This window comes from Aerococcus sp. Group 1, assembly GCF_000193205.1.
In the GTDB taxonomy this organism is placed as follows: Bacteria; Bacillota; Bacilli; order Lactobacillales; family Aerococcaceae; genus Aerococcus; species Aerococcus urinae_A.
This window is the reverse complement of the sequence record NC_015278.1, coordinates 919,229-941,769: the sequence shown is the minus strand read 5'-3', so window position 1 is coordinate 941,769 and position 22,541 is coordinate 919,229. Positions and strand designations below refer to the sequence as shown.

Annotated in this window: 12 protein-coding genes; 1 reads left to right on the top strand and 11 read right to left on the bottom strand. The window is 43.1% G+C overall.

From position 1 onward, the window contains the following. Positions 1-299: 299 nt before the first annotated feature. The 7 genes from HMPREF9243_RS09875 to HMPREF9243_RS04325 all read right to left on the bottom strand — a co-directional run bounded on the left by HMPREF9243_RS09875 (position 300) and on the right by HMPREF9243_RS04325 (position 19,068). Positions 300-7,058: a Rib/alpha-like domain-containing protein gene (locus HMPREF9243_RS09875; RefSeq protein ID WP_013669802.1), complete on the bottom strand. Its 6,759-nt coding sequence runs from the start codon at positions 7,056-7,058 to the stop codon at positions 300-302. A gap of 430 nt (positions 7,059-7,488) precedes the next feature. Then, positions 7,489-9,180, bottom strand: coding sequence for an arginine--tRNA ligase (argS, locus tag HMPREF9243_RS04350; protein ID WP_013669233.1), 1,692 nt, complete (start codon positions 9,178-9,180; stop codon positions 7,489-7,491). A gap of 173 nt (positions 9,181-9,353) precedes the next feature. Then, positions 9,354-11,723: a phosphoketolase gene (locus HMPREF9243_RS04345; RefSeq protein ID WP_013669941.1), complete on the bottom strand. Its 2,370-nt coding sequence runs from the start codon at positions 11,721-11,723 to the stop codon at positions 9,354-9,356. Positions 11,724-11,898: 175 nt separating this feature from the next. Further along, positions 11,899-13,149, bottom strand: a complete 1,251-nt coding sequence (pepT, locus tag HMPREF9243_RS04340) for a peptidase T (RefSeq protein WP_013669002.1) — start codon at positions 13,147-13,149, stop codon at positions 11,899-11,901. Between the two features lie 77 nt (positions 13,150-13,226). Continuing rightward, positions 13,227-14,855 (bottom strand): peptide ABC transporter substrate-binding protein, encoded by a 1,629-nt coding sequence (locus HMPREF9243_RS04335; protein ID WP_013669727.1) that lies wholly within the window; start codon positions 14,853-14,855, stop codon positions 13,227-13,229. Positions 14,856-14,918: 63 nt separating this feature from the next. Then, positions 14,919-16,562 (bottom strand): peptide ABC transporter substrate-binding protein, encoded by a 1,644-nt coding sequence (locus HMPREF9243_RS04330; RefSeq protein ID WP_013668723.1) that lies wholly within the window; start codon positions 16,560-16,562, stop codon positions 14,919-14,921. 601 nt (positions 16,563-17,163) lie between these two features. Next, a complete protein-coding gene (locus tag HMPREF9243_RS04325; protein ID WP_013669371.1) occupies positions 17,164-19,068 on the bottom strand; it encodes a M13 family metallopeptidase in 1,905 nt (634 codons plus the stop codon). A 99-nt stretch (positions 19,069-19,167) separates the two neighbouring features. Here HMPREF9243_RS04325 and HMPREF9243_RS04320 point away from each other — a divergent pair, with 99 nt between their 5' ends. After that, positions 19,168-19,911, top strand: coding sequence for a gamma-glutamyl-gamma-aminobutyrate hydrolase family protein (locus HMPREF9243_RS04320; RefSeq protein WP_013669318.1), 744 nt, complete (start codon positions 19,168-19,170; stop codon positions 19,909-19,911). An 82-nt stretch (positions 19,912-19,993) separates the two neighbouring features. Here the strand turns inward: HMPREF9243_RS04320 and HMPREF9243_RS04315 are convergent, their stop codons facing one another. Genes HMPREF9243_RS04315 through HMPREF9243_RS04300 form a run of 4 tightly spaced genes read right to left on the bottom strand, consistent with a single transcriptional unit; the run spans position 19,994 to position 22,509 of the window. After that, positions 19,994-20,482 carry an LURP-one-related/scramblase family protein gene (locus HMPREF9243_RS04315; RefSeq protein WP_013670043.1) on the bottom strand — a complete coding sequence of 163 codons (489 nt, stop codon included), beginning with the start codon at positions 20,480-20,482 and terminating at the stop codon, positions 19,994-19,996. 47 nt (positions 20,483-20,529) lie between these two features. Beyond that, on the bottom strand, positions 20,530-20,880 hold the full coding sequence (locus tag HMPREF9243_RS04310) for a glycine cleavage system protein H (protein ID WP_013669997.1): 351 nt from the start codon (positions 20,878-20,880) through the stop codon (positions 20,530-20,532). Positions 20,881-20,882: 2 nt separating this feature from the next. Continuing rightward, entirely contained in the window at positions 20,883-21,254 is a 372-nt protein-coding gene (locus tag HMPREF9243_RS04305; RefSeq protein WP_395994319.1) for a Spx/MgsR family RNA polymerase-binding regulatory protein, read from the bottom strand. Next, positions 21,223-22,509 (bottom strand): FtsW/RodA/SpoVE family cell cycle protein, encoded by a 1,287-nt coding sequence (locus tag HMPREF9243_RS04300; protein WP_013668807.1) that lies wholly within the window; start codon positions 22,507-22,509, stop codon positions 21,223-21,225. Before HMPREF9243_RS04300 ends, HMPREF9243_RS04305 begins: the two co-directional genes overlap by 32 nt. Positions 22,510-22,541: the final 32 nt, after the last annotated feature.

Below are 22,541 nucleotides of genomic sequence, written 5' to 3'. Positions count from 1 at the left end.
TCACATAATAAGAATTATATTTTAAAAAAGCAAATCATAATTTCTCTTTTATTCTGAAATATAAGCTATAAATGCTCCTACTATTAGCGTCATGACGATTATCTCTTCCTCTTTTATTTTTAAAAATAATCATAAAAAGACATTGTTTGTTCTTTATTTATACATTATTGTTCTTTTGTGTTTGCTATTTATGGATTTAAAATATAAGCTCCTATTTTTTATTCTCATAATTTTCCAATAAAAAAGCTCCCATACATTCATGTATGAGAGCTTTTTAGCTTATAGGCTAAATCAGTCTTTTAGTCTTCTTTTCTTCTTTTGCCAAGAGCAAGAATACTACCTGCTCCAATAAGAGCAAGCGCTAATGAGCTAGCTAGGCCTGCAACTGCACCTGTTTGAGGGAGTTGACTTTGAACCTTGGCTGCATTTGCTTTTATTTCTGTTTTTTGACCTGGTTCATGTGTTGCTGCTTGAACGCCAGTATTCGTATGAGCTGGAGCATCTGGTTTGACATTCACATCTGAACCATTGTCATCACGTCCAGCGGCATGGCCTTTGACTGGTACCACAACAACCCTCTTACCGCCTGGTAATTCTGGATCGGAGATGGTGACAGTGATTGGGCCGTCAACGTCAGTTCCTGGGGTGACTTCCACTTCTCCTGTTTCAGGGTTGATGACAACAGGGATATCCTTGCCGTCTTCATCCTTAGCGGTGACTATGGTGTCTTTATCAGGGTTGTTGACCTTGATGCCAGTGCCTTGCTTGTCGTCCGTTGGGTTGACAGGTTTAACAGCTGAATCATCCACGTTAGTCTTTTCACGGACTAAGTCAGTTCCTGGGATAGTGTCTTTCGAACCATCTGGATAAGTAATCGTAGTTGTACCATCTTTACCTACTTCAACCGTAGTTGGTTTTTGACCATCCTTAGGTGCTGGGAATTTATCCTTGTTGGCGTCTTCGACTTTCTTCTTAACTTCAGCTTGTTCTTCTGGGGTTAAGTTGTTCTTGTCGTTGACTGGAGTCTTCTCAGCTGGGACATTAGGTGTGATTTGATCCGCTTGAGTCTTATCAGAACCGTTGTCGTCACGACCGGCTTCATGGCCTTCAACTGGAACGACGAAGTCTTGCTTGCCTGCTGGTAAGTCTTTGTCTTCAACCGTTACGGTGATCGGGCCGTCAACCTTGGTGCCCGGAGTTACGGAGATCTTTCCGGTGGTTGGGTCAACTGTTACCGGAACATCTTGACCGTCTTCGTCCTTAGCGGTTACCTTAGTTGGGGTCTTGTCATCTTTATTCTTCACAACAAGACCAGTGTCTTGTGGATCGTTAGTTGGTTTAACCGTCTTAGGTGTGCCTTCAACCGTGGTCTTAGGCCGTTCAACAACTAAGTCCGTCCCTGGGATGGTGTCTTTAGACCCATCTGGGTAGGTGATGGTTGCGGTGCCGTCCTTGCCGATTTCAACGGTAGTTGGGTTTTGGCTTTCCTTAGGCGCTGGGAACTTGTCCTTATTAGCGTCTTCGATGGCCTTCTTAACCTTATCTTGTTCTTCTGGGGTTAAGTTAGTCTTGTCTTCGACTTCGGTCTTGGCTGGAACAGTCGGTTCAGTAAGGTCAGCTTGGGTCTTATTTGAGCCGTTATCGTCGCGACCGGCTTCGTGGCCTTCTACTGGAACGACGAAGTCTTGCTTGCCTGCTGGTAAGTCTTTGTCTTCAACCGTTACGATGATCGGGCCGTCAACCTTGGTGCCTGGGGTTACAGAAACCTTACCGGTGGTTGGGTCAACCGTTACCGGAACGTCTTGATCGTCTTCATCCTTGGCAGTCACCTTAGTTGGGGTCTTGTCGTCTTGGTTCTTCACAACCAGGCCGGTGTCTTGAGGGTCGTTGGTTGGCTTAACCTTCTTAGGCGTGCCTTCAACAGTGGTCTTGGGGCGTTCAACAACTAAGTCCGTCCCTGGGATGGTGTCTTTAGACCCATCTGGGTATTTAATGGTTGCGGTGCCGTCCTTGCCTACTTCAACCGTGGTTGGGCTTTGGCCTTCCTTAGGAGTTGGGAATTTATCCTTGTTAGCGTCTTCGATAGCCTTCTTAACCTTATCTTGTTCTTCAGGAGTTAAGTTAGTCTTATCTTCGACTTCGGTCTTGGCTGGAACAGTTGGGGTAGTCGTTTCAGCTTGGGTTGGGTTTTCAGAAACCTTAACCGTTACTGACACTTCATCCTTAGTGCCATCTGGGTAAATTACTACAACAGTAGCAGGTTTATCGCCAGCTTCCTTAGTGTCGACTGGTTTTTTGAACTCGAACTTAGTCCCTTGTGGTAACTTGTCCGCATCCTTAATCCCATCTTTTGCATTTGGTGTTTCGCCAACTTTGGTGTTGATGTCTTGACCTTGAGGATCATTCTTTTCAGCATCAGTCAGGTCCTTAACTTTTACAGTTGCTGGAACTTCTTCACTTGAACCATCTGGGTAGGTTACCACTACAGTTGCAGGTTTGTCACCTGGTGTCTTGGTGTCAACAGGTTCCTTGTAAGCTACCTTAGTGCCTTGTGGAAGATCTCCTAAGTTCGCAATTGAATCTTCAGCCTTAGGTGTTTCACCGACTTTAACTGTTTGTTCCTTAGCTTGCGGCGTGTTCTTTTCTGCATCCGTTAAGTCTTTTACGACAACTTTTGCTGGAACTTCTTCGCTGGTACCGTCTGGGTAGGTTACAACGACTGTCGCTTCTTTATCACCTGGTGTCTTGGTGTCAACTGGTTCCTTGTAAGCGACTTTAGTCCCCTTAGGTAAATCACCCAGATTCGCGATGGACTTTTCAGCCTCAGGTGTTTCGCCGACTTTGACGGTTTGTTCTTGGGCTTTTGGATCGTTCTTTTCAGCGTCAGTCTTCTTAGTAGCGTTAGCTACAATCACTTCATCCTTGGTGATAGCTGTTCCAGGAACAACTGACCATGTAATTGGTTCCTTGTAGTCCTTGGCTTGGGCAGGATCAATTTTAGCTGCTGGGTACTTGTCAGCTGGGATGCCCTTGCCGTCTCTTACGTGGAGAACTTTTTCTGGGACTTGGGTGCCTTCGCCAGCCTTGAGGGTTACCTTGTGATAACCTTGTGGGACTTCTGCGTTTGGATCTGTTGGTTCGATCACGTCAGCGCGTTGGGCTACGTTGAAGCTAGCTTCTGTGGTATCGGTTGTCTTATCGCCGTAAGTGACAACGACTGGGACTTTCACCGCTTTGCCTTCGTCAGTATCTTGTGGTGTGTAAGTCACAACCCCTGTCTTAGGATCGATCTTAGCCCCTGCTGGAGCATCCTTGCCTAAAGCGAATGTAACGCCAGCTGGTTGCTTAACTGCTTTATTAGCGCTGTCTTTGAAAGTTGGTGCCTTCGAAGCAGCTTCTTGACCAACATTGGCTTCAGTTGGCGCATAACTTGGTTCTAAGGCATCCTTATCCTGTTGTTTCACCGTGATTGGGACCTTAGATTCCGCCTTGAGTTCGCCGCTCTTACCTGGAACAGTGACTTCAACCTTCTTACCGTCATGGTCTTTCTTGGTTAAAGGTGTTTCTGTGGTGTAGTTAGGCACATCTTTGAGGCCAAGTTTAATGCCGTACTTGCCGAAGTCTTTTGGTTCAACAACTTTTTCTACGCCGTTGGCATCGGTTAATTTCACCTGGGTGCCGGCTGGGTCGAGCTTGTTGTCGCCTTCCTTGCCTTCAGTGTAGGCCTTCTTGGTTGGGTCTTGGACGATTTCAACCTTAGCGATTCCAACATTGTCTTCGTTGAACGCTTTATCTTCGTAAACAGAATGGTATTCGCGGGTGTCGCCCTTAAGCCCTTTTTCGATTGGGGTATCCTTGGCTAATTCATTGTCAAAGATGGGTTCCCATGACGACCATTTCTTGGCTGGGTTGTCTGCAACTGGGTTAGTTGGTACAACTTGGTCGAATTTCTCTCGGATAGCTGGGTCGTTGAACTTGGTGCCCTTGAGAACGTCGAAGGCTTTCACCTTAGCATTGTCCGCAAATTCACCGGTTACTGAACCATCCTTGGAGTCTGCATTAAATTTCAAACGCACATAGCCTTCTGGAACTGGAGCGTTTGGATCCGTCACGTCTTTGATCTTGTCTTGGGCCGCCACATGGATTGGCGCATTGGTGGTATCCTGTGAGCCATCCTTGTAGGTTACAACGACTGGGACGTTAACTGTCTTCGCAGCATCGCCTGCCTTAGGTGTGTATTTCACAACACCAGTTTCAGGATCGACTGTTGCACCCTCTGGAGCGTTTTCGCCTAAAGCAAATTTAGCACCTTCAGGTTTAGCGGTATCCTTACCTGCTTTGTCGGTAAATTTAGGTGTTGAAGATACTTCTTCGCCGACTTTGCCTGGGACTTCGGTGTATTGAGGCTCAACTAAGTCTTTTTGTTCTTCCTTAGGTAACACCTTAATCACAGCATCAGTCTTAACCTTCATACCATTTGGATAGGTAAGAGTTACAGGAACAGTGACTGTTTCACCCGGAATCTTAGCGGTATCAGCCGCTTCGATGGTGACTTCACCTGTTTTTGGATCAACTGTTACAGGAATATCCTTGTTACCAACTTTAACAGTCTTTAGAGGTTCATAAGAAATCTTAGTTTCGCCGTCCTTATCAACCGTTTCTTTTCTTTCTTCATAGGAGAAGGTTGGCTTACCGTCATTAGGATTTGGTTTATAAGCTTTACCTGCAGCATTCTTGTATTTTGGAGCAGCAGTTTTAGCCTCTTGTCCAGCTTTCTTTTCAATTTGATCGTATTCAACCTTAGGAGCTGCGATAAAGGCATCTGCAGCAAGTGCATCGGTTAAATTATCATGTTTGCTTCCGTCATTTAAGAAAATAGCAGAAGTGAATTTAGCTGGTGCGCCAAGTTGCTTATCGACATTCAATGGAATGGATGCTGGAGCTTTGCCTTCAGGAGTTGTTACGAATTCAGTCGCTTCTCCATATGGCTTGCCGTCTTTGAACCATCTCTGAACATAAGTCGTACTTGGTAGCAGACCTTCAGAGGCATTTTCTACTTTGGCCCCAGCTGGCGCAAAGTTTGATTGGGCATCGTAAGTCTTAATCGCATGAGCTGGTTTAGCTACAATGGCAGCAAAATTGACGTTTGAGATATTCCCTGAGGCCAGGTTTGATGGACCAACTGGTAAAGCAGCCCCATCAAGAAGAGCAAACATGTTGTTTTGAGATGTATTTGACCAAATATTATAGTTCTCAATTAAAGAAGCAACATACATATAGTCTTGGTTAATGTGACGGTGTTTTTGTCCGATCGTCCCATTCCAAGCCATTAAATTGGTATGGTTGTCATCTTTTACATCGACTACTTTGCCATATTCTTCTGGTTTAATGGTATAGGAAATTGATGTTCCACTATTAGCTTTATTTCGAGACACACCATAGAGTCCTCTAAACGGAATGTAGTAATTGCCATTAGAGTCAACAGTACCAACTACTGTTTCAGCAATATGTGATCCTTTGCCATTTGTGGCTTCATAGTCTGCAATGATTTGGGCTTGAGCATCTCTAAATTCTAAGATTCTTGGGTTATCTTGCCCATTAGATCCTGTATAGTTATTGTCTTTCTTCCACTTGTCGAATAGACGTGCCACTTCATCATTCACATAAGATGCAACCACTTTTGTTTTAGCTGCTGGAAGGTCCCACGAATCTTTCTTCCACATACGTGCATCGGAACCAGCAGGATCGCCCCCGTCAAACCAGACTTTACCAGAGACTTTACCGTAATCCCCGGCAGGTTTCCACTCACCAGAAGGATCTGGAGATACCCGCCAAGTATCCTTAGGCCCAACTAACCATTCATTATTAAGCAATTTCTCTTGAAAAACAACTTGACCGCCAACAATGCGATCAATTCCTGCCGTGAAATTCCAAGACTCATTAGTACGTGTTAAACGTTTGTGGAAACCAGTAATTTGGTCCCCGCCTTTAATTAAAGCTAAATGATCAGGATCAGGGTTTTCCGCCCAAGTTCTAACCGCAAAAGCTTCTTGATCACCATCAGACAGTTTCCATTTATGAACATTACCAAATTTATCAATAATTGGTTTATCAAATGTTAATGTAAAGGTCCCGTCTGCATTTGAAACGGTCTTATATACTGGGGAAACATAGCCATCTTTATAAGCCCATTGCAAATAAACAGGAACGCCAGCTAAGGTTTCCTTAGTTACTTCGTTACTATTACCATTTCTATATACGAAAACAGTACCGGAATAAGAGCGCTTATCGCCTTTCTTACCCGTTGCATCAATGGCGGAATCTTGTAATCTCTTTAATAATTCAGAATCACCATATATTTTTTTATCTGAGTTTGTCGTATCAACGCTAGAACCATTGGCATAGAAAGACAAGCCTTCATCTTTTAGTGTATAGTCTTTCTTGTCAGCTTTATCTTCAGATTTCTTAGCTTCTCCTGCATAGTTAGCTGCACGACTTGATACTTTGTCAGCTTTCGCTTTTTTATCAGGCTTACCTTCATTGTTAATTTTTGACTTTTCTTTAGATTCTTTTTCATCTTTAACGTTTTCAGGTTTAAACTGTTCTTCATCCTTAGCTGCTTTTTCAGACTTAGCTTGTTTTTCAATTTTCTTAGCTTCAGCCTTTTCAGATTTGACATCGGCTTTAGCTTTCTCAGATTGAGTTTTTTCTTCAGACTTCTTATCTGCTTCAGGTTGAGCCGGTTTAGCTTCTGCTTTTTCTTCAGTAAACTTTGCTTCTTCTGCTACAGGTGTAGGAACTGCTTTATCCTCAGCTGGACTTGCCACTGTTTCACTCGGCTTCGTATCCGCTACAGGAGCTGGCGCATTAGTCGTTTCCACTGTTGACGCTTTGACTTCGTCGGTGGCCGCTTGGGCGACAGCTGAATCAGATACAAAGAGCAAACCTGCCGCTACTGCAACCGATGCTACGCCAACACTTAGACGTCTAATCGAATAGCGGTAGAATTTGTTACTTTGCTTTTCCTTTTTCACCTTAAGGTTATTCTTACCAACCATATTCTTCCTCCTCATACTTATACAAATTCGTTTCATTACAAAACAAGGACTTGATATGGTTATGGTATTACAAAGCGAAACGTAATTTAATTAATATTATATTTTATCGATATTTAATTTATTATATCATTAACTTTATTTAATTTATAAAAACATCCAATAGCTAGTAATCCCCAATATTCACGGTTTACTGCCTGTTTTCATCATAAAAAATATAAGAAATGAATTTATAATTATTAATAATTCATACTTTTATACATTTTTTGTTTTTATTGCTAAATATACCAGGTCAAACACTGCTCGTTTTTTAGATCGAAAACTTCATTAAATAATAATGGCCAAGAAAAAAATCCCCTTAAAGCCACTTTCTAAACTTGAAAGTGCTTTAAGAGGAATTAATTAGCTTAAATAATTATTATTTATAGATCAATTACATTTCTTTTGGTGCTTGAACGCCTAAAAGTCTCAAGCCTTCAGTCAAGACCACTGATACCGCGTAAACTAAAGCTAAGCGAGCGTTTAATTGGTCATCTTCTTCAAGGACCCGAGTATGGGCATAATATTTGTTAAAGCGTTGGGCTAATTGAAGCGTATACTTAGCGATCACACTAGGTTCATAACTTTCATAGGCCTTAGCAATAATTTCTGGAAAACGGTTTAATTGTTTGACCACCGCATAGGACTCGTCATCAGACAGTTGTAGGTCGTCTAGACGAGGTTTACCGGCATTGGCCTTACGTAAAATTGATTGAGCCCGGGCATTGGCATATTGGACATAGGGGCCAGTTTCTCCTTCAAATTGGACTACTTCTTCTAATTGGAAGTCAAAGTTATTCAAACGGTCATTCTTGAGGTCATGGAAGACCACTGCGCCCACCCCAACAGCTTCGGCCACTTGATCTTTATCAGTAAGGTCAGGGTTTTTACTGTTGATTTGTTTCTGAGCTAAACGAATGGCTTCTTTTAGAACGGACTCTAGGAGAACGACTTTCCCTTTCCGGGTAGAGAGTTTCTTACCTCCTTGGGTAATTAAGCCGAATGGAATATGGTGGATATCATCATACCAGTCATAACCCATTTCTTTGATGACAGCCTTTAATTGCTTAAAGTGGACCGATTGCTCATTACCGACTACATAGAGGCATTGGTCAAAGTCATAGGTCCGCTTACGGTAGAAGACAGCTGCCAGGTCACGAGTCATATAAAGGGTCGCCCCATCAGACTTCTTCACTAAGGCTGGAATCAAGTCATAGGCTTCCAAATCAACTAGGGTAGCTCCTTGGTCAATCTTGAGCAGGTCTTTTTCTTCTAACTCGTCAATTACTGCATCCATCTTGTCATTATAGAAGGCTTCCCCATTCATGGAATCAAAATCGATACCTAGCAAATCATAGATACTTTGGAATTCTTCTAAGGATTTCTCCCGCATCCATTGCCATAATTCCAATTCTTCTGGGTTGCCGCCCTCTAATTCTTTAAAGGCTTGGCGCGCTTCATCATTTAAAGAATCGTCTTCATCAGCCATTTTGTGGAAATAAACATACAAGCGGTTTAATTCCTTAATGGGATTTTGTCGAACGGTTTCTTCGTCACCCCATTTACGGTAAGCAACAATGAGTTTACCAAATTGCGTTCCCCAGTCCCCTAAGTGGTTAATGCGAACAGGTTGGAAGCTCACCTTTTCAACAATATTACCGATAGCGTTCCCAATAACGGTAGAACGAAGGTGGCCCATGGACATGGGCTTAGCAATATTGGGGCTAGACATATCAATACAAATATTTTCTCCATCCCCAATAGCTAATTGACCATAAGCGGATTCCTTATCTAAGATATCAGCTAGGACAGCGGCAGAGATCTTATCGGCCTTTAAGAAGAAGTTAATGTAGGGCCCTACTGCTTCAACATGATCGATTAACTCATCACTGAGTTTACCGGCTAATTCACTGGCGATTTTTTGAGGGGCTTGGCGAAGTGATTTAGCCAAGATAAAAGCAGGAAAAGCCAGGTCCCCTTGGCCTTCATGCTTTGGCACTTCTAAGACATCTTCTACTTGGTCTAGACTTAAATAGTCGCTAACTTCTGCTTGAATAATTTTTGCAATATGTTGTTTAATATTCATGCTTTAACTCCTTTGTTAATGAGTCTTTCACCTTGACTTAGCAAGGTGCGTCCTTTCTATTTTAGCATAAATTTGTCTCTTTTGAAGGCAGAAAGGGAAAAAAGCCAAAGTAGAAAACAAGTCAAAAGAAAAAACGACAGGACTTCGCCTGCCGTTTTCTACTATTAGTCTAACTATTTTTCAAGTGGTTGCCATTTCCATTCTTTAACTTCTGGCATATCAGTACCGTATTCTACAATGTAGGCACGGTGTTCTTCCACCTTAGCATTCATTTGGTCAATGAAGTCTTGGGCTTTATCGCCGTATACCACTTCAGCAACATGAGCCGCAAAGTGGAAGCGGTCGAGTTCGTTTAAGACACGCATGTCAAATGGTGTGGTAATGGCCCCTTCTTCACGGTAACCATGTGGGTAGAGGTTATGATTGTGACGGTCGAAGAAAATGTCTTTGAGTAAGCCTTCGAAGCTGTGGAAGCCAAAGAAGACTGGTTTGTCTTTAGTAAAGACAGCATCAAATTCTTCGTCAGATAAGCCACGTGGGTCAATATTTGGATGACGGAGACGGTAGAGATCAACCACATTCACGTAACGAATCTTCAATTCTGGGAAGGCTTCGTGTAGGTATGAAATGGTTGCAATGGTTTCTACTGTTGGTTCAGTACCAGATGCAGCGATCACTACGTCAGGTTCTTCCCCTTCTTCAACGGTAGAAGCCCAGTCGATGACCTTGTAGCCCTTGTCAACAAATTCTTCAGCTTCTTCAACTGAGAAGAATTGTGGACGTGGGTGTTTAGAAGTCACGATGTAGTTAATCACGTTTTCTGAACTTAAAGCCTTATCCATCACAGCTAAGAGGGAGTTGGTATCTGCAGGGAGATAAGCCCGTACAAATTCACCCTTCTTCTCTGCCAAGTGGGTTAATAAACCTGGGTCTTGGTGAGTATAACCGTTATGGTCTTGTTGGAAAGCGGTAGAAGAAGAAATCAAGTTCAATGATTGATATGGTTTATGCCATTTGTATTCGCTAGCTTCACGCATCCATTTGAAATGTTGGGTGATCATGGAGTCAACTGTCCGTATGAAGGCTTCATAACTAGCAAAGAAACCATGGCGACCGGTTAAGGTATAAGCTTCTAGGAAACCTTCCATTTGGTGTTCTGACAATTGTGAGTCAATCACACGACCAGATGGTGACATCCATTCATCGTAGTTATCCTTGATTGGTTCTAACCATTGACGTTTGGTGACGTTGAAGACCTTGTTCAAGCGGTTAGACTTGGTTTCGTCTGGCCCAAAGATACGGAAGTTGTCTGGGTTCTTTTCGATAACGCCAGCTGCATAGCCACCCATTTCAATCATGTCTTGGGCATCGCGTTCACCAGGTGTTTCAAAGTCAAGAGCATAGTCACGCCAGTCTGGTAAGTCTAAAGGTTTAGGATCGATGCCTCCGTCAGTAATTGGGTTAGAAGCCATCCGTTGGTCACCCTTAGGTGCAATTTCAGCAATTTCTGGACGTAATTGACCCTCTTCAGTAAAGAGTTCTTCTGGACGATAGGATTTCAACCAGTCAATTAAGGCATCCACGTGTTCCATGTTTTCAGCGTTCACTGGGATTGGCACTTGGTGAGCCCGGAAAGAACCTTCAATGTCGTTACCTTCCCATGCCTTAGGACCAGTCCAGCCCTTAGGTGTCCGGTAAAGAATCATTGGCCAGTGACCCATGGTTGCTTCGTCAGCTGAACCCTTACGTGCTTCGCCTTGGATGGATTTAATCTTTTCAATGGCTTGGTCTAAGGTTTTAGCCATGAGTGGGTGAACCTTCTCAGGATCGTTTCCTTCAACCACCATTGGATCCCAACCTAATCCTTGGAAGTACTTAATCAAGTCTTCATTGGATTTACGTTCTAAGATGGTTGGGTTAGCAATTTTACCCCCGTTTAAGTAAAGGATTGGTAAGACTGCACCGTCAGTCACTGGGTTAATGAAGCTGTTAGATAACCAGCTAGCTGCTAACGGACCAGTTTCAGATTCCCCGTCACCAATCACAGTGGCAGCGATCACATCTGGGTTATCAAGAATAGCACCAGTTGCATGAGATAAGGAATAACCTAATTCTCCACCTTCATGGATAGAGCCAGGGATTTCAGCAGTGGCATGGGAGCCAGTTCCGCCTGGGAAGGAGAAGTATTTGAAGAATTTTTGCATACCTTCCTTGTTTTGTGGGTATTCTGGATAGTGTTCAGTCCAAGTGCCGTCTAAATAGGCGTTAGCTTGCATGACTTGACCACCGTGTCCTGGTCCTTCGATATAGAACATGTTTAGGTCATATTTATTGATCACACGGTTCAAGTGCGCATAAACAAAGTTTTGCCCAGCAATAGTTCCCCAGTGTCCAATTGGGGTGATCTTGATGTCATCTGCAGTTACTTCGCGGTCTAATAAAGGATTATCCCGTAAATACATTTGTCCCACAGATAAATAATTAGCGGCACGCCACCAGGCATCCACTTTATCTAAATACGCTTTTGAATCAAAATCAGTCATTTTTTGATTTCCTCCTTTGAGCGAGTCGCTCTTATTTCTATTAATAATAACTTATCGCTTACCCATGACCACATGATAACATAGTCACAAAGTTTTGAGAATAGCTTAAGAACAAGATTTTTTGTTTATTTTCTTAAAATACAATCAAAGAAGAAAACGTTAATATGATCAGTCTTTAAGCGCTATAATGACGGACATTCTTGGCAATATCGATCAGGACAGCGATCGATTGTTCAATTGTTTCAATTGTCACAAATTCGTAAGGTCCATGGGTATTTTCGGCTCCTGAGAAGAGATTTGGGGTTGGCAGACCCTTATGAGAGAGAATAGCCCCGTCCGTTCCACCACGCATAGGTGCTTCAAAAGCTTCCACATTATTTTTCAAATAAGCGTCTCGAGCTAAATCAATTACCCAGGGGTAATCTTTTAGGACTTCGTACATATTGTCATACTGGTCAACAATCCGATAAGTAATTCGCTCTTCACCGATTTCTTGGTTTAAACGGGCGACTTGTTCTTCAAAATAAACCAATTTCTCTTGCATTTTTTCCTTATCATGGTCCCTTAAGTAATAAAACTGGTTGAGGTGGTCAATCGTTCCTTCTTGACGGATCAAGAAATAGAAGCCTTCCCGGCCACTGGTCTTTTCGGGCACTTGGTCAGCGGGGAGACTGGTAGCTAAACGAGCACCCCATAAGAGGGCATTAATCATGGAGTCCTTGGCTGCTCCGGGGTGGACACTACGCCCTGAGATAGTGACATTGGCTTGTTTAGCATAGAAGTTCTCATAGGTTAGCGTCCCATAGCGACCGCCATCTATGGTATAGGCAAAGTCCGCCCCAAATTGGTCCAAGTCGAAATACTTAGCGCCCCGAGTGCCTATTTCTTCGTCTGGACCAAAGGCCACCCGAATCTTACCATGGGGGATTTCAGGATGGTTAAGGAGATATTCTCCAAAAGTAACAATTGAAGTAATCCCGGCCTTGTCATCTGCTCCAAGTAAGGTGCGACCATCTGTGGTCACGACTGTGTGGCCCACTACATGTTTTAAACGGGGAAAGTCCTTAGGAGATAAGACCATTCCTAATTCTTCATTCAGGACAATATCTTCACCATCGTAATTTTCAATCACTTGTGGCTGGATATTTTCAGCACTATAATCAGCGGTGTCCACGTGAGCAATAAAGCCAACGGTAGGAATATCTTCATCAGGAATGGTGCTGGGAATGGTAGCAGTCAGATAGGCGTCTTTTGGATTATAGAAGCAGTCTTCGAAACCCAAAGACTCGATCTCATCCTTAAGTTTAAGAGTAAATTCTTCCTGGCTGGGTGTTGAAGGTATGGTGAGCGAACTTTCATCACTTCGAGTATTGACCTTGGCATATTTTATAAAACGGTCCAGAATTTGTTTTTGCTTAGCGTTCATTTTTCTTCCTCTTTCTAGTAAAAATGGGATCAAAGATGCGCTCTGATCCCATTATCGGTAATATCGTTTTTTGACTTTTAATTCTCATAAGTTGCCGCGCGGAAGTAGGATTGTGCCCCATTCGTTTGATTAATTACCCCTTTGAGTTTAGGGTCAATCATATTGGCAAAGGCACCTTGATAAATTGGTGCTAGAGCTTGATCATCCTCAACTAAGGTCCGCTCAGCTGCCAATAAAGTATCCCAGCGTTCTTTAGGCTGGTTAGCTAGGGTCGTCCGTGCTTGATTTAATTGCCCGTCAAAGACTTGGGACTTATAAAAACCAGTATTCAAGGTCGAATCGGATTCAAAATACTCTAAATAAGCAATTGGATCGACATAAGAAGGAATAAAGGTCCCTAACATAATGTCATATTCTTTGCTGGCAGCAATACTTTGCCGGCTCTTAAGTGGCACGTTTCGAATGGTCACTTCAATGCCAGGCAGGTTCTTTTGCCATTCACCTTGCAAAAATTCTGAGGTCGATTTAGACACATCAGTATCTGAAGTTAATAGCTCAATACTGATCTTATCTGTACCTAAATCCGCCTTGGCCTTCTCAAACTCTTCCTTAGCCTTGTCGACATCATAGGAAGATAAGGAACCATTTTGTGCGCGGAAGTCTTCACCAGTCTCAGGATCTTGGGCATGTTCTTTGGGGACCCAACCATCAATTGGTGTTGACCCATCTTTAAGAACATTTTTGACAAAAGCTTCCTTATCGAAGGAAGCGGCTAAAGCCTTGCGCAGGTGGACATTATTGGTCGGTTGGCGGGTAAAGTTAAATTGTAAGTAACCCACTAAACCAGATGGCTCTACCGTTAAAGCCTCATTATTTTGCTCTTGTTCGACATAAGGATTGCCGACCTTGGTATACTGAACCATACCATTTTCAAAAAGGTTAAAATTGGTCGACATTTCTTTAGAAACTTGCCAGTTAATGGTATCGATATGCACATTGTCTTTATCCCAATATTGGTCATTTTTCTTTAATTGGAAGCTTTGCTCATTACCAGTCCAACCATCAACCACAAAGGGTCCATTAAAGGCAGTCGTTTCTTGGGAGGACCCGTAGTCACTACCGACTTCTGCAGCCAGCTTTTCACTTTGTGGCAGATAAGCCGGTGTACCTAACAAGCCTTTAAAGTATGGGGTGGGTGCTTCGAGAGTAAATTCTAAAGTCTTGTCATCAATAGCCTTAACCCCTAATTGGTCAGTTGGCATTTCTCCATCTGAAATAGGCCGGGCATTCTTGATAACAAAGAACTTATTGACATTTTCAGAAATAGCATTGGGATCAACTGCCTTACGATAAGAAAAGACAAAGTCATTAGCCGTTACCGGTTCCCCAGTTGACCAATTGGCATTGTCACGAATTTTAAAGGTATAAGTCAATCCATCATCGGATACCTGAGGCTCTTCAGCTGCTATCCCTAGCTCATTACCACCATCGATAGAAGGACGGTATAACCCTTCAGTCACATTAGCTAAAACATTTTGGGTAGGTATATCAGAAGAGGCAATACTGTCCAAGGAGGCCAACTCGCCATCAGCAGTAGCGGTGATTTCCGTTTGATTGGAAGCTTCACTATTGCCTGCTCCTGAACATCCTGCTAAAGCAAGGAGAACACTAAATAATAAACCCAAGCTTTTAACGCCTAACTTCATAAGATCGCTTCTTTCTATTTATTTAATGAAGAGACTGTGGCAAGCATCACAGCCTCATTTTACTTATTTATTTGCCTGATATTCTGCTGCTCTAAAGTAATTAGTTACCCCGTTAGTTTGGTTAATAACACCGGTCAACTGCGGGTCAACTAAGAAAGCATAGGCTCCTTGGTAAATAGTCCCCAGGGCAGCGGCATCTTCCATCAGATAGCGCTCGGCTTCTAAGAGTTTTTGGAAGCGGGCTTCTGGTTGGTCACCCAATTCATTTTGGGCTTGGGCTAAGAGTGCATCATAGGTATCTGAATCAAAATTCGCATTATTTAAGACACTTTGACTATGGAAATAGTCCAGATAAGCAGTTGGATCCACATAGCTTGGATGGTAGGTGCCATAAACCATATCATATTCACCTGTATTTGTGATTTGTTGGCGACTCTTCAAGGGAACATTGCGAATTGTCACAGTTAGGCCTGGGAGGTTATTTTGCCATTCTCCTTGCAAGAATTCCGATGTGGCTTTAGAGGTATCTGTATCTGAGGTGAGTAATTCTAACTCAATCTCCTCTACCCCTAACTCCTGCTTGGCTAATTCCCATTCAGACTTAGCAAAGTCTAAGTCATAGGCCCCTAAGTGTCCATTCATGGCCCGAAAATCTTGGCCAGAAGCAGGATCAGACGCATGGTCAGCTGGCACCCAGCCATCTAGGGATTTGGAGCCATCTTTTAGGACCGCTTGGGCGAAAGCTTCCTTATCAAAACCAGAACGTAGGGCTTGACGAATGTGTTTATTTTGAAGAATCGGTTTATCGAAGTTAAATTGTAAGTAGCCGACCTTACCATTTAGACTTGTTTGTAAGATAGGCTCCCCATCTAACTGTTCCACATAGGGATTACCTGTTTGAGTATACTGCACATCTCCTGAATTAAAGAGATTATAGTTAGTTTGCAATTCCTTAGAAACTTCCCAATTAATCCGGTCCAGGTGCACATTATCCGCGTCCCAGTAGTCAGGGTTCTTGACTAAGTCAAAGCTGTTTTCGGTACCTGTCCAACCTTCAACCAGGAAAGGACCATTAAAGGCAGTCTTTTCTGCTGACGATCCGTATTCATCGCCGACTTCCTCAGCTAATTTTTGACTTTGTGGCAGGAATGCCGGTGTCCCAAGCAAGCCTTCAAAATAAGCAGTTGGTGAAGTTAAGGTAAATTCTAAGGTTTTATCATCAAGTGCCTTAACGCCTAAGTTCTCTGGGCTTTCCTTCCCTTCTGAAATTTCCTTAGCCTTACTAATAGGGAAGAAACGGTTAACGTTTTGGGATAGTTCCGGCGGGGTCACAGCTTTACGATAAGTATAAACAAAGTCATGGGCTGTCACCGGCTCACCAGTTGACCACTTAGCGTCTTCTCGAATTTTATATGTATAGGTTATACCGTCTTCACTAATTTGAGGTTCTTCTGCAGCCATCCCTAGCTCTTTAAGGTCATCACTGCCTTCAGGAGCAGGACGATAAAGTCCCTCTATCGTATTGGAGGCTACATTTAGACTGGGTGAGTCAGAAGACTTAATCGTATCGAGAGAAGCTAGTTCCCCTTCAGAGGTCACTGCGATTTCCTGATTGCCATTAGCAGTGGACTCACCCCCGCTACTACACCCTGCCATCACCAACACTCCAATGAATAGCAAGCTCACTAGCTTATACCAACGCTTCATTTCTTCCACCTCTTTTTCTAATATATTTTTACTTTAATAGTAAGCTACGCTTGACGCAGCAAAGCTTGCCTAAGTATTAAGCCTTCACTAACGTACACTTACTTTTAATAAGTAAATCATCATGATCTTATATTACTCCATTAGGGGGATAAAAGTAAACCTAAACGACTTACATTTAGTTAGTATTTTTCCAGCATGATTGATCTAAATTTTCGATTACAGAAAGATTTTCAGATTTTCTCTCATTAGAGGGAAAATTAGTCAGCAAAAAAGCCTAAAGGGAATAAATCGCCCTCTAGGCTTTGCCACAAGTATGTAGTTGAGTCATCTCTTGCTCTTCGGCGCGCTTGTCACACTCTTTAAACCTGTTCCAGTCACAGGACAAACTTCCGCTTCAAAAACTGGTAAGGCTCGGCCTAGTTGAGTTCGTACGCCAGACTTGAAGTTGCTTCAGAAATTTCCAACGCACAGATTCCTGTGCTTATGGTATTTTCCTCCAGCAATTCAAGCCTTTAGCGGCGTCCTCACATCCTTATAACTGAGCTTATCCCAGTTTCCTCCAGCGATTTCGTCCTTTGTTGTGACTGTCACACCCTTGTCCTTACCAGATAACGACGCGGTCTTCTGGGTCTAGGTACATTTTATTTTCTGAAGAGGTATGGTAAGCGACATGGAAGGCATCCAAGTTCTTGACTTGTTGGTTGGCCCGCCAGTAATTAGGGGCATGGACGTCAATGGATAATAGTAGGTTTTGGTATTGAGGGCGGGCCTTCATACACCAGATCCGAGCCCAATTATTGAAGAAGGCAATGGGATCGTAGTCCTCCTCATGAGTCATGGCTTGGTAAGCCGCCTGCAAACCACCAGCGTCAGCAATATTTTCTGACACCGTTAAGGTCCCATTGACCTCGCCGTCTCCTAAAGGCAAACCATCGAACTGGTCAATCATGGCTTGAGCCTTGTGGGTAAAGACTTCATAGTCTTCATCTAACCACCAGTTATTTAAGTTTCCCTTTTCATCAAACTGAGCCCCATTGTTATCAAAGGCATGGGAAATTTCGTGGGCGATTACCCCGCCAATCCCACCGTAGTTTTCACTTCGGCTTTGCTTCAAGTCATAGAAAGGCGCTTGCAGGATACCAGCTGGGAAGCAAATATTGTTGGCTGAAGGATCATAGTAGGCGTTAACTGTTTCGGCAGACATATGCCAGCGACTATGGTCAACTTCTTGATTCCATTTGGCTAGATTGTCTTTCACTCGTTCAGAAGTAAAGGACTTGAGGTTTTGGTATAGAGGTAAGTCACTATTCACCTTAAAACGTGTATAGATTTCTGGGTAGCTATCCGGATAGCCGGCCATAATCGTGATGGCATCCAGTTTAACGATGGCTTTCTTAATAGTTTGTTGGGAAAGCCAGGTATTGTGCTTGAGCCGGTCCTTATAAACTGCAATCATTTCTTCGATCATGGCAGTCACGTCGGCCCGAGCTTCTGGGCCAAAGTACTTCTTACCATAATAGCAGCCAAAGACTTGGTCAAAAGTATTTACGGTAAGGTAGAAGGCATGTTTTTCCCGGCTCATAGTCTTAGGGTTACCGGATAGAGCCAGGCTATATTGGCTAGCAATTTGACGCAAGTCTTCTGACAAGGCCTGAGCCCCATCACGAGCCACATTAACAATCATCCAAGACTTCAATTCTTCAAAATGGCCGGGACTGAAAAATTCATCTAAGGCTTCAAAATAACGCGGTTCCGTTACAATGACGGTTTCTGGCTCTTGACCGATTAATTCCTTGATAATCGCCTTAAGCGAATAGTGAGATGAGTAACTTTCCACTTCGTCAATGCCCTTAGGATTATAGGACTTGGTATAGTCCGCCAATTCTTCCTGAGATTTGACATAAGGAACAAATAGCGCATCAAAGGCGATAGCTTGGTCGGTATGACGTTGACTCAATTCATCGCTAAAGCCCATAGCCTTTAAGAGGTCAACGGTCGACCGACGCCAAATTTCTAATAATTGCTTACCCGTTCCGTTATCCTCTTCGTAGTAGCCCTTATCAGGCAAGATGGTGTTGGGACGACTTAAATAGAGCGCATAGTTCACCGTATTTTTCATGTCGGCCTCATTACCCAAATTAAAGACAAAATCATGACCAGCCAGTAACCATTGCTTAGAAAAGGCTTGAATTTGGCTAAAGTCAGTCAATTCGTCCACATTTTCTAGGTCAGCTTGGATGGGATTTGCTCCCTCTTGGTCCAAACGCTCAAAGTCCATAGCTAGTTGATAGAGGGCGATCATTTCTTCCATTTCGGGATTATCTAGCTTGATTTCTCCAGCAGCCATTTTCTCAATATCTGCCATGGATAATTCTTCAATCCCATCCCGTAAGGCCATGAAACCACCTGTTGAGGACTTGTCTTCAGGGATCTCGGCTTGGTCAATCCACTCCCCGTTCACGGCCATATAGAGGTCTTCTTTTGCTTGGGACATATCTACTGTCATAAATGAACTCCTTTCAAAATTGAAAAAAACTTAGTGTTATTATATCATAGAACGGATTACATGCATTGACTGCATAAAAGACAAGGAAGGAGTTTAGCCATGCGCATTGATAAAGTGATCGGAATCACGGGAAATGACACCCTCAATGACCGGGAATGGGATGAATTTTCCCGGGACTATACCCCCCACGGTTACGTCGACGGGGTCAGTCGGTCAGGGAACCTACCCATCATCATTCCAATCCATAGCGACCTAAGACGCGCTGAAGACTATATCCAGCGAATTGACGGCTTGATATTTACCGGAGGTCAAGATGTTCACCCCTTGATGTATGGTGAAGACCCAGCTCCCCGCTTAAATGATATCTACCCGAAAAGAGACTACTGGGAAAGAGCCCTCTTTGAAGCGGCCCTCAAGTACCAAGTCCCCATCCTTGCCGTTTGTCGGGGCTTCCAACTGATTAATATTTTACTGGGAGGAACAGTTTACCAAGACCTCTCCTATTATCCAGTCAAAGACCGCCCGGCTATCCAACACGTACAAAAACATAGCCGGATGATCTATCCCCACCACTCAGTCACCATTAAGGAAGGTAGTGAAATGTACCGGCTCCTAGGTAACAAAGACAAGGCCCAAGTGAATTCCTACCACCACCAGGCCATCCGTGACCTCGCCCCCAAGTTAGAAGCTACTGCCTGGGCCGCTGATGGAGTCATTGAATCCTACCAATTTGGTGACGACAATGAGAAGCACCCCCTCCTAGGCGTCCAATGGCATCCAGAAATAATGATCCAAAATAACGAAGAAATGATGCCCATCTTTGAATGGTTCTCCTACTTCTAAATAAAAAACGAGACCCAATCGAGCAACGACAAGGCGACAAAATGTCAGCCACTAGCACTCGGTGGAGTCTCGTTTTCTTTTTTTAATCAGCAGCTTCTTCGTTATCCATCATATTGTCTAGGGCAATGGCTAGTCCCACCATCACGGCCTCATAATCTTCATCATAGACATCAAGAACAAAGGTATCCCGAATAGCAAAAATTTTATGGTTAATTGAACCAATCTTCTCGCCATCAAGGGTAAGCGCAAAATTGTTATCTAGGAAATTCCCCTTCAAGTCCAAATTATAGTCAGGACTAGAAATTTTAACCTTTCTTCTAAAGAAACTCAACCGGTCTTTAATGGTCACTTGACTGCCATCAACAAATTTAATCTGGTATTCTGAAAAGATTTTGAAAAGTTTCCGGTTAATCTCAAAAAGCGGCTGACCTTGTGGATCAGACACTTTGACTTTGTGGCCAAAAAACTTAAAGTCTTCATCTACTCGGTAACAGACCTGACCCTGGTCGTCTTTGATATTATAGTGGTCCGTGATTTTAAAAATCCTCTGTTTAATATATAAACGGTGCATCGTCTGACACAAACCCCTTTCCTTACTCCCAGTAGTTAGCGAAAAAATTACTTGGTCTCTTCTGGCTTAAAGGTAGTCGGATCAAAGGCCGAACTGGGTTCTACAGCTACTAACCAGTTTAAATTATCCTTATCTGAATTGAGATCAGTGGGAGTGCCTTCAGCTTTTTCATTTTTGCCGACTAGCTTACCAGACAAAGGCGCTAAGATATCAGTTACTGCCTTTTCCGCTTCAATGGAAACGAAGGCTTCCCCAGCCACCAAATCTTGGTCGACTAAATAATTAATAAAGGAAATGTCACCAAATTCTTCTTGACCAGCCTTAGACAGGCCAATGATCACTTGCTTATCCGCTGTTTGAGTTAACCATAAACCATTATCAGTGTATACTTTCTCCATTTTTACTTCCCTTCTTTTTCTATCCAATATGCCACAGTGTCTTCTTTGGCACCTGTACTTGCTACTTCCTTGTCGGTCACTAAGGGACGTTTAATTAACATCCCATCACTCGCTAATAAGTCAACGATTTCTTCTTGAGATAAATCGTCAATTTTATCCTTTAAGTTCTTTTCCCGGTAAGCCGATCCCGACGTGTTAAAGACTTGCTTGGGCCGATCGCTACTTTCTAGTGCCCGTTTAATGTCTTCTTTACACGGCACTTGTTCGCGAATATCATAAAACTGATAGTCAACACCGGCCTCAGTAAAGGCTTTTTCCACTCGCCGCGAGGTAGAACATTGCTTAAGGCCATATAAACTGATCAAGACGGTCACCTCCACTTAACTTGCGCAATAGGCGATTGAGCCAATGTTGTTTGATTTCTGCTTCACTACGGTTTTCATTATACTGGATGGACAAGACAAAGCCCATACAGAGCATATTGGTCAATAAGGCCGATCCCCCTTGCGAAATAAAGGGCAATGGAATTCCTGTCAGGGGCAAGAGACCAATGGACATGCCAATATTTTCGACAATATGGAAGAGAATCATAGAAACGATCCCAGCGGTTCCTGCAATATAGAAGGAATCGTAGGATTCATAGGCAATGGCAATCATGGTTAAGATCAATAAGAAATAAAGGAAGATTAACAAAGAACTTCCGATAAAGCCAAAATTTTCACCAATCGTGGAAAAAATCATATCAGACTCCCTCACGGGAACATAGACCTCAAAATTACCAAAACCCTTACCCAGCCACTGGCCGGAACCAATTGCTTTGATACTTTGGCTCAGTTGATAGGACTCCCGCCGCGTATTTTCAAAGGGAGCTAACCAGGAATCAATCCGGGCAAATTGATAATCTTGAAAACCTAAGTGATAGAGTAAGTCCCGGTTATAAATCACCAAAAAGAGTAAACCGGCAAAGATGGTGCCAATGATCAAAGCAATGGTTAGAATAATCCGCCAGTTAACCCCCGAAGCAAAAATCATCCCCGAAAAGATCATCATAAATACCAGGGTCGTTCCAAAGTCATTCTGTAAGAGGATCAAAACCACCGGTACTGCGGTCCATAAAATCATACGTCCGATAAATTTAAAGTCCCATTTTAACTGTTTAGAAACCGGTAAAACGTCATAATTCAAAGCTTCCGTTCTTTGATTATATTCGCTGACCAAGCGCGACATCATTAAGATGTAAAAGAACTTCATAATTTCCGACGGTTGGAAGGACAAGGTCCCGATGGTAAACCAAGATTTAGCCCCAAACAAGGTATATTGTTGACGGTCATAGAAAAATAGGACCATGATCAAAAGAAAGATTCCAAAACCGTACAAGACAGGAACAAATCGGTAGAAGGTCTTCTTATCAATCTGCATGACAAAGGCAATGGCGATAAAACTAACCACATACCAAAAGATTTGCATCAGCGTCGGCTTTAACGACCCGCCCCCAAATTGTAAATAAGTGGTAGCGAAAATCACCGCGACACTCATGGCCATCAAGGCTAATAAAAGCGCGATAATAGTTGGATTAATGGATTTTGCTTGGCTAACTTTTTTTAAACGTTGGCTTCTTGAACGTGCCATACTTACACTCCTTAGTTTAACAGCTAACAATA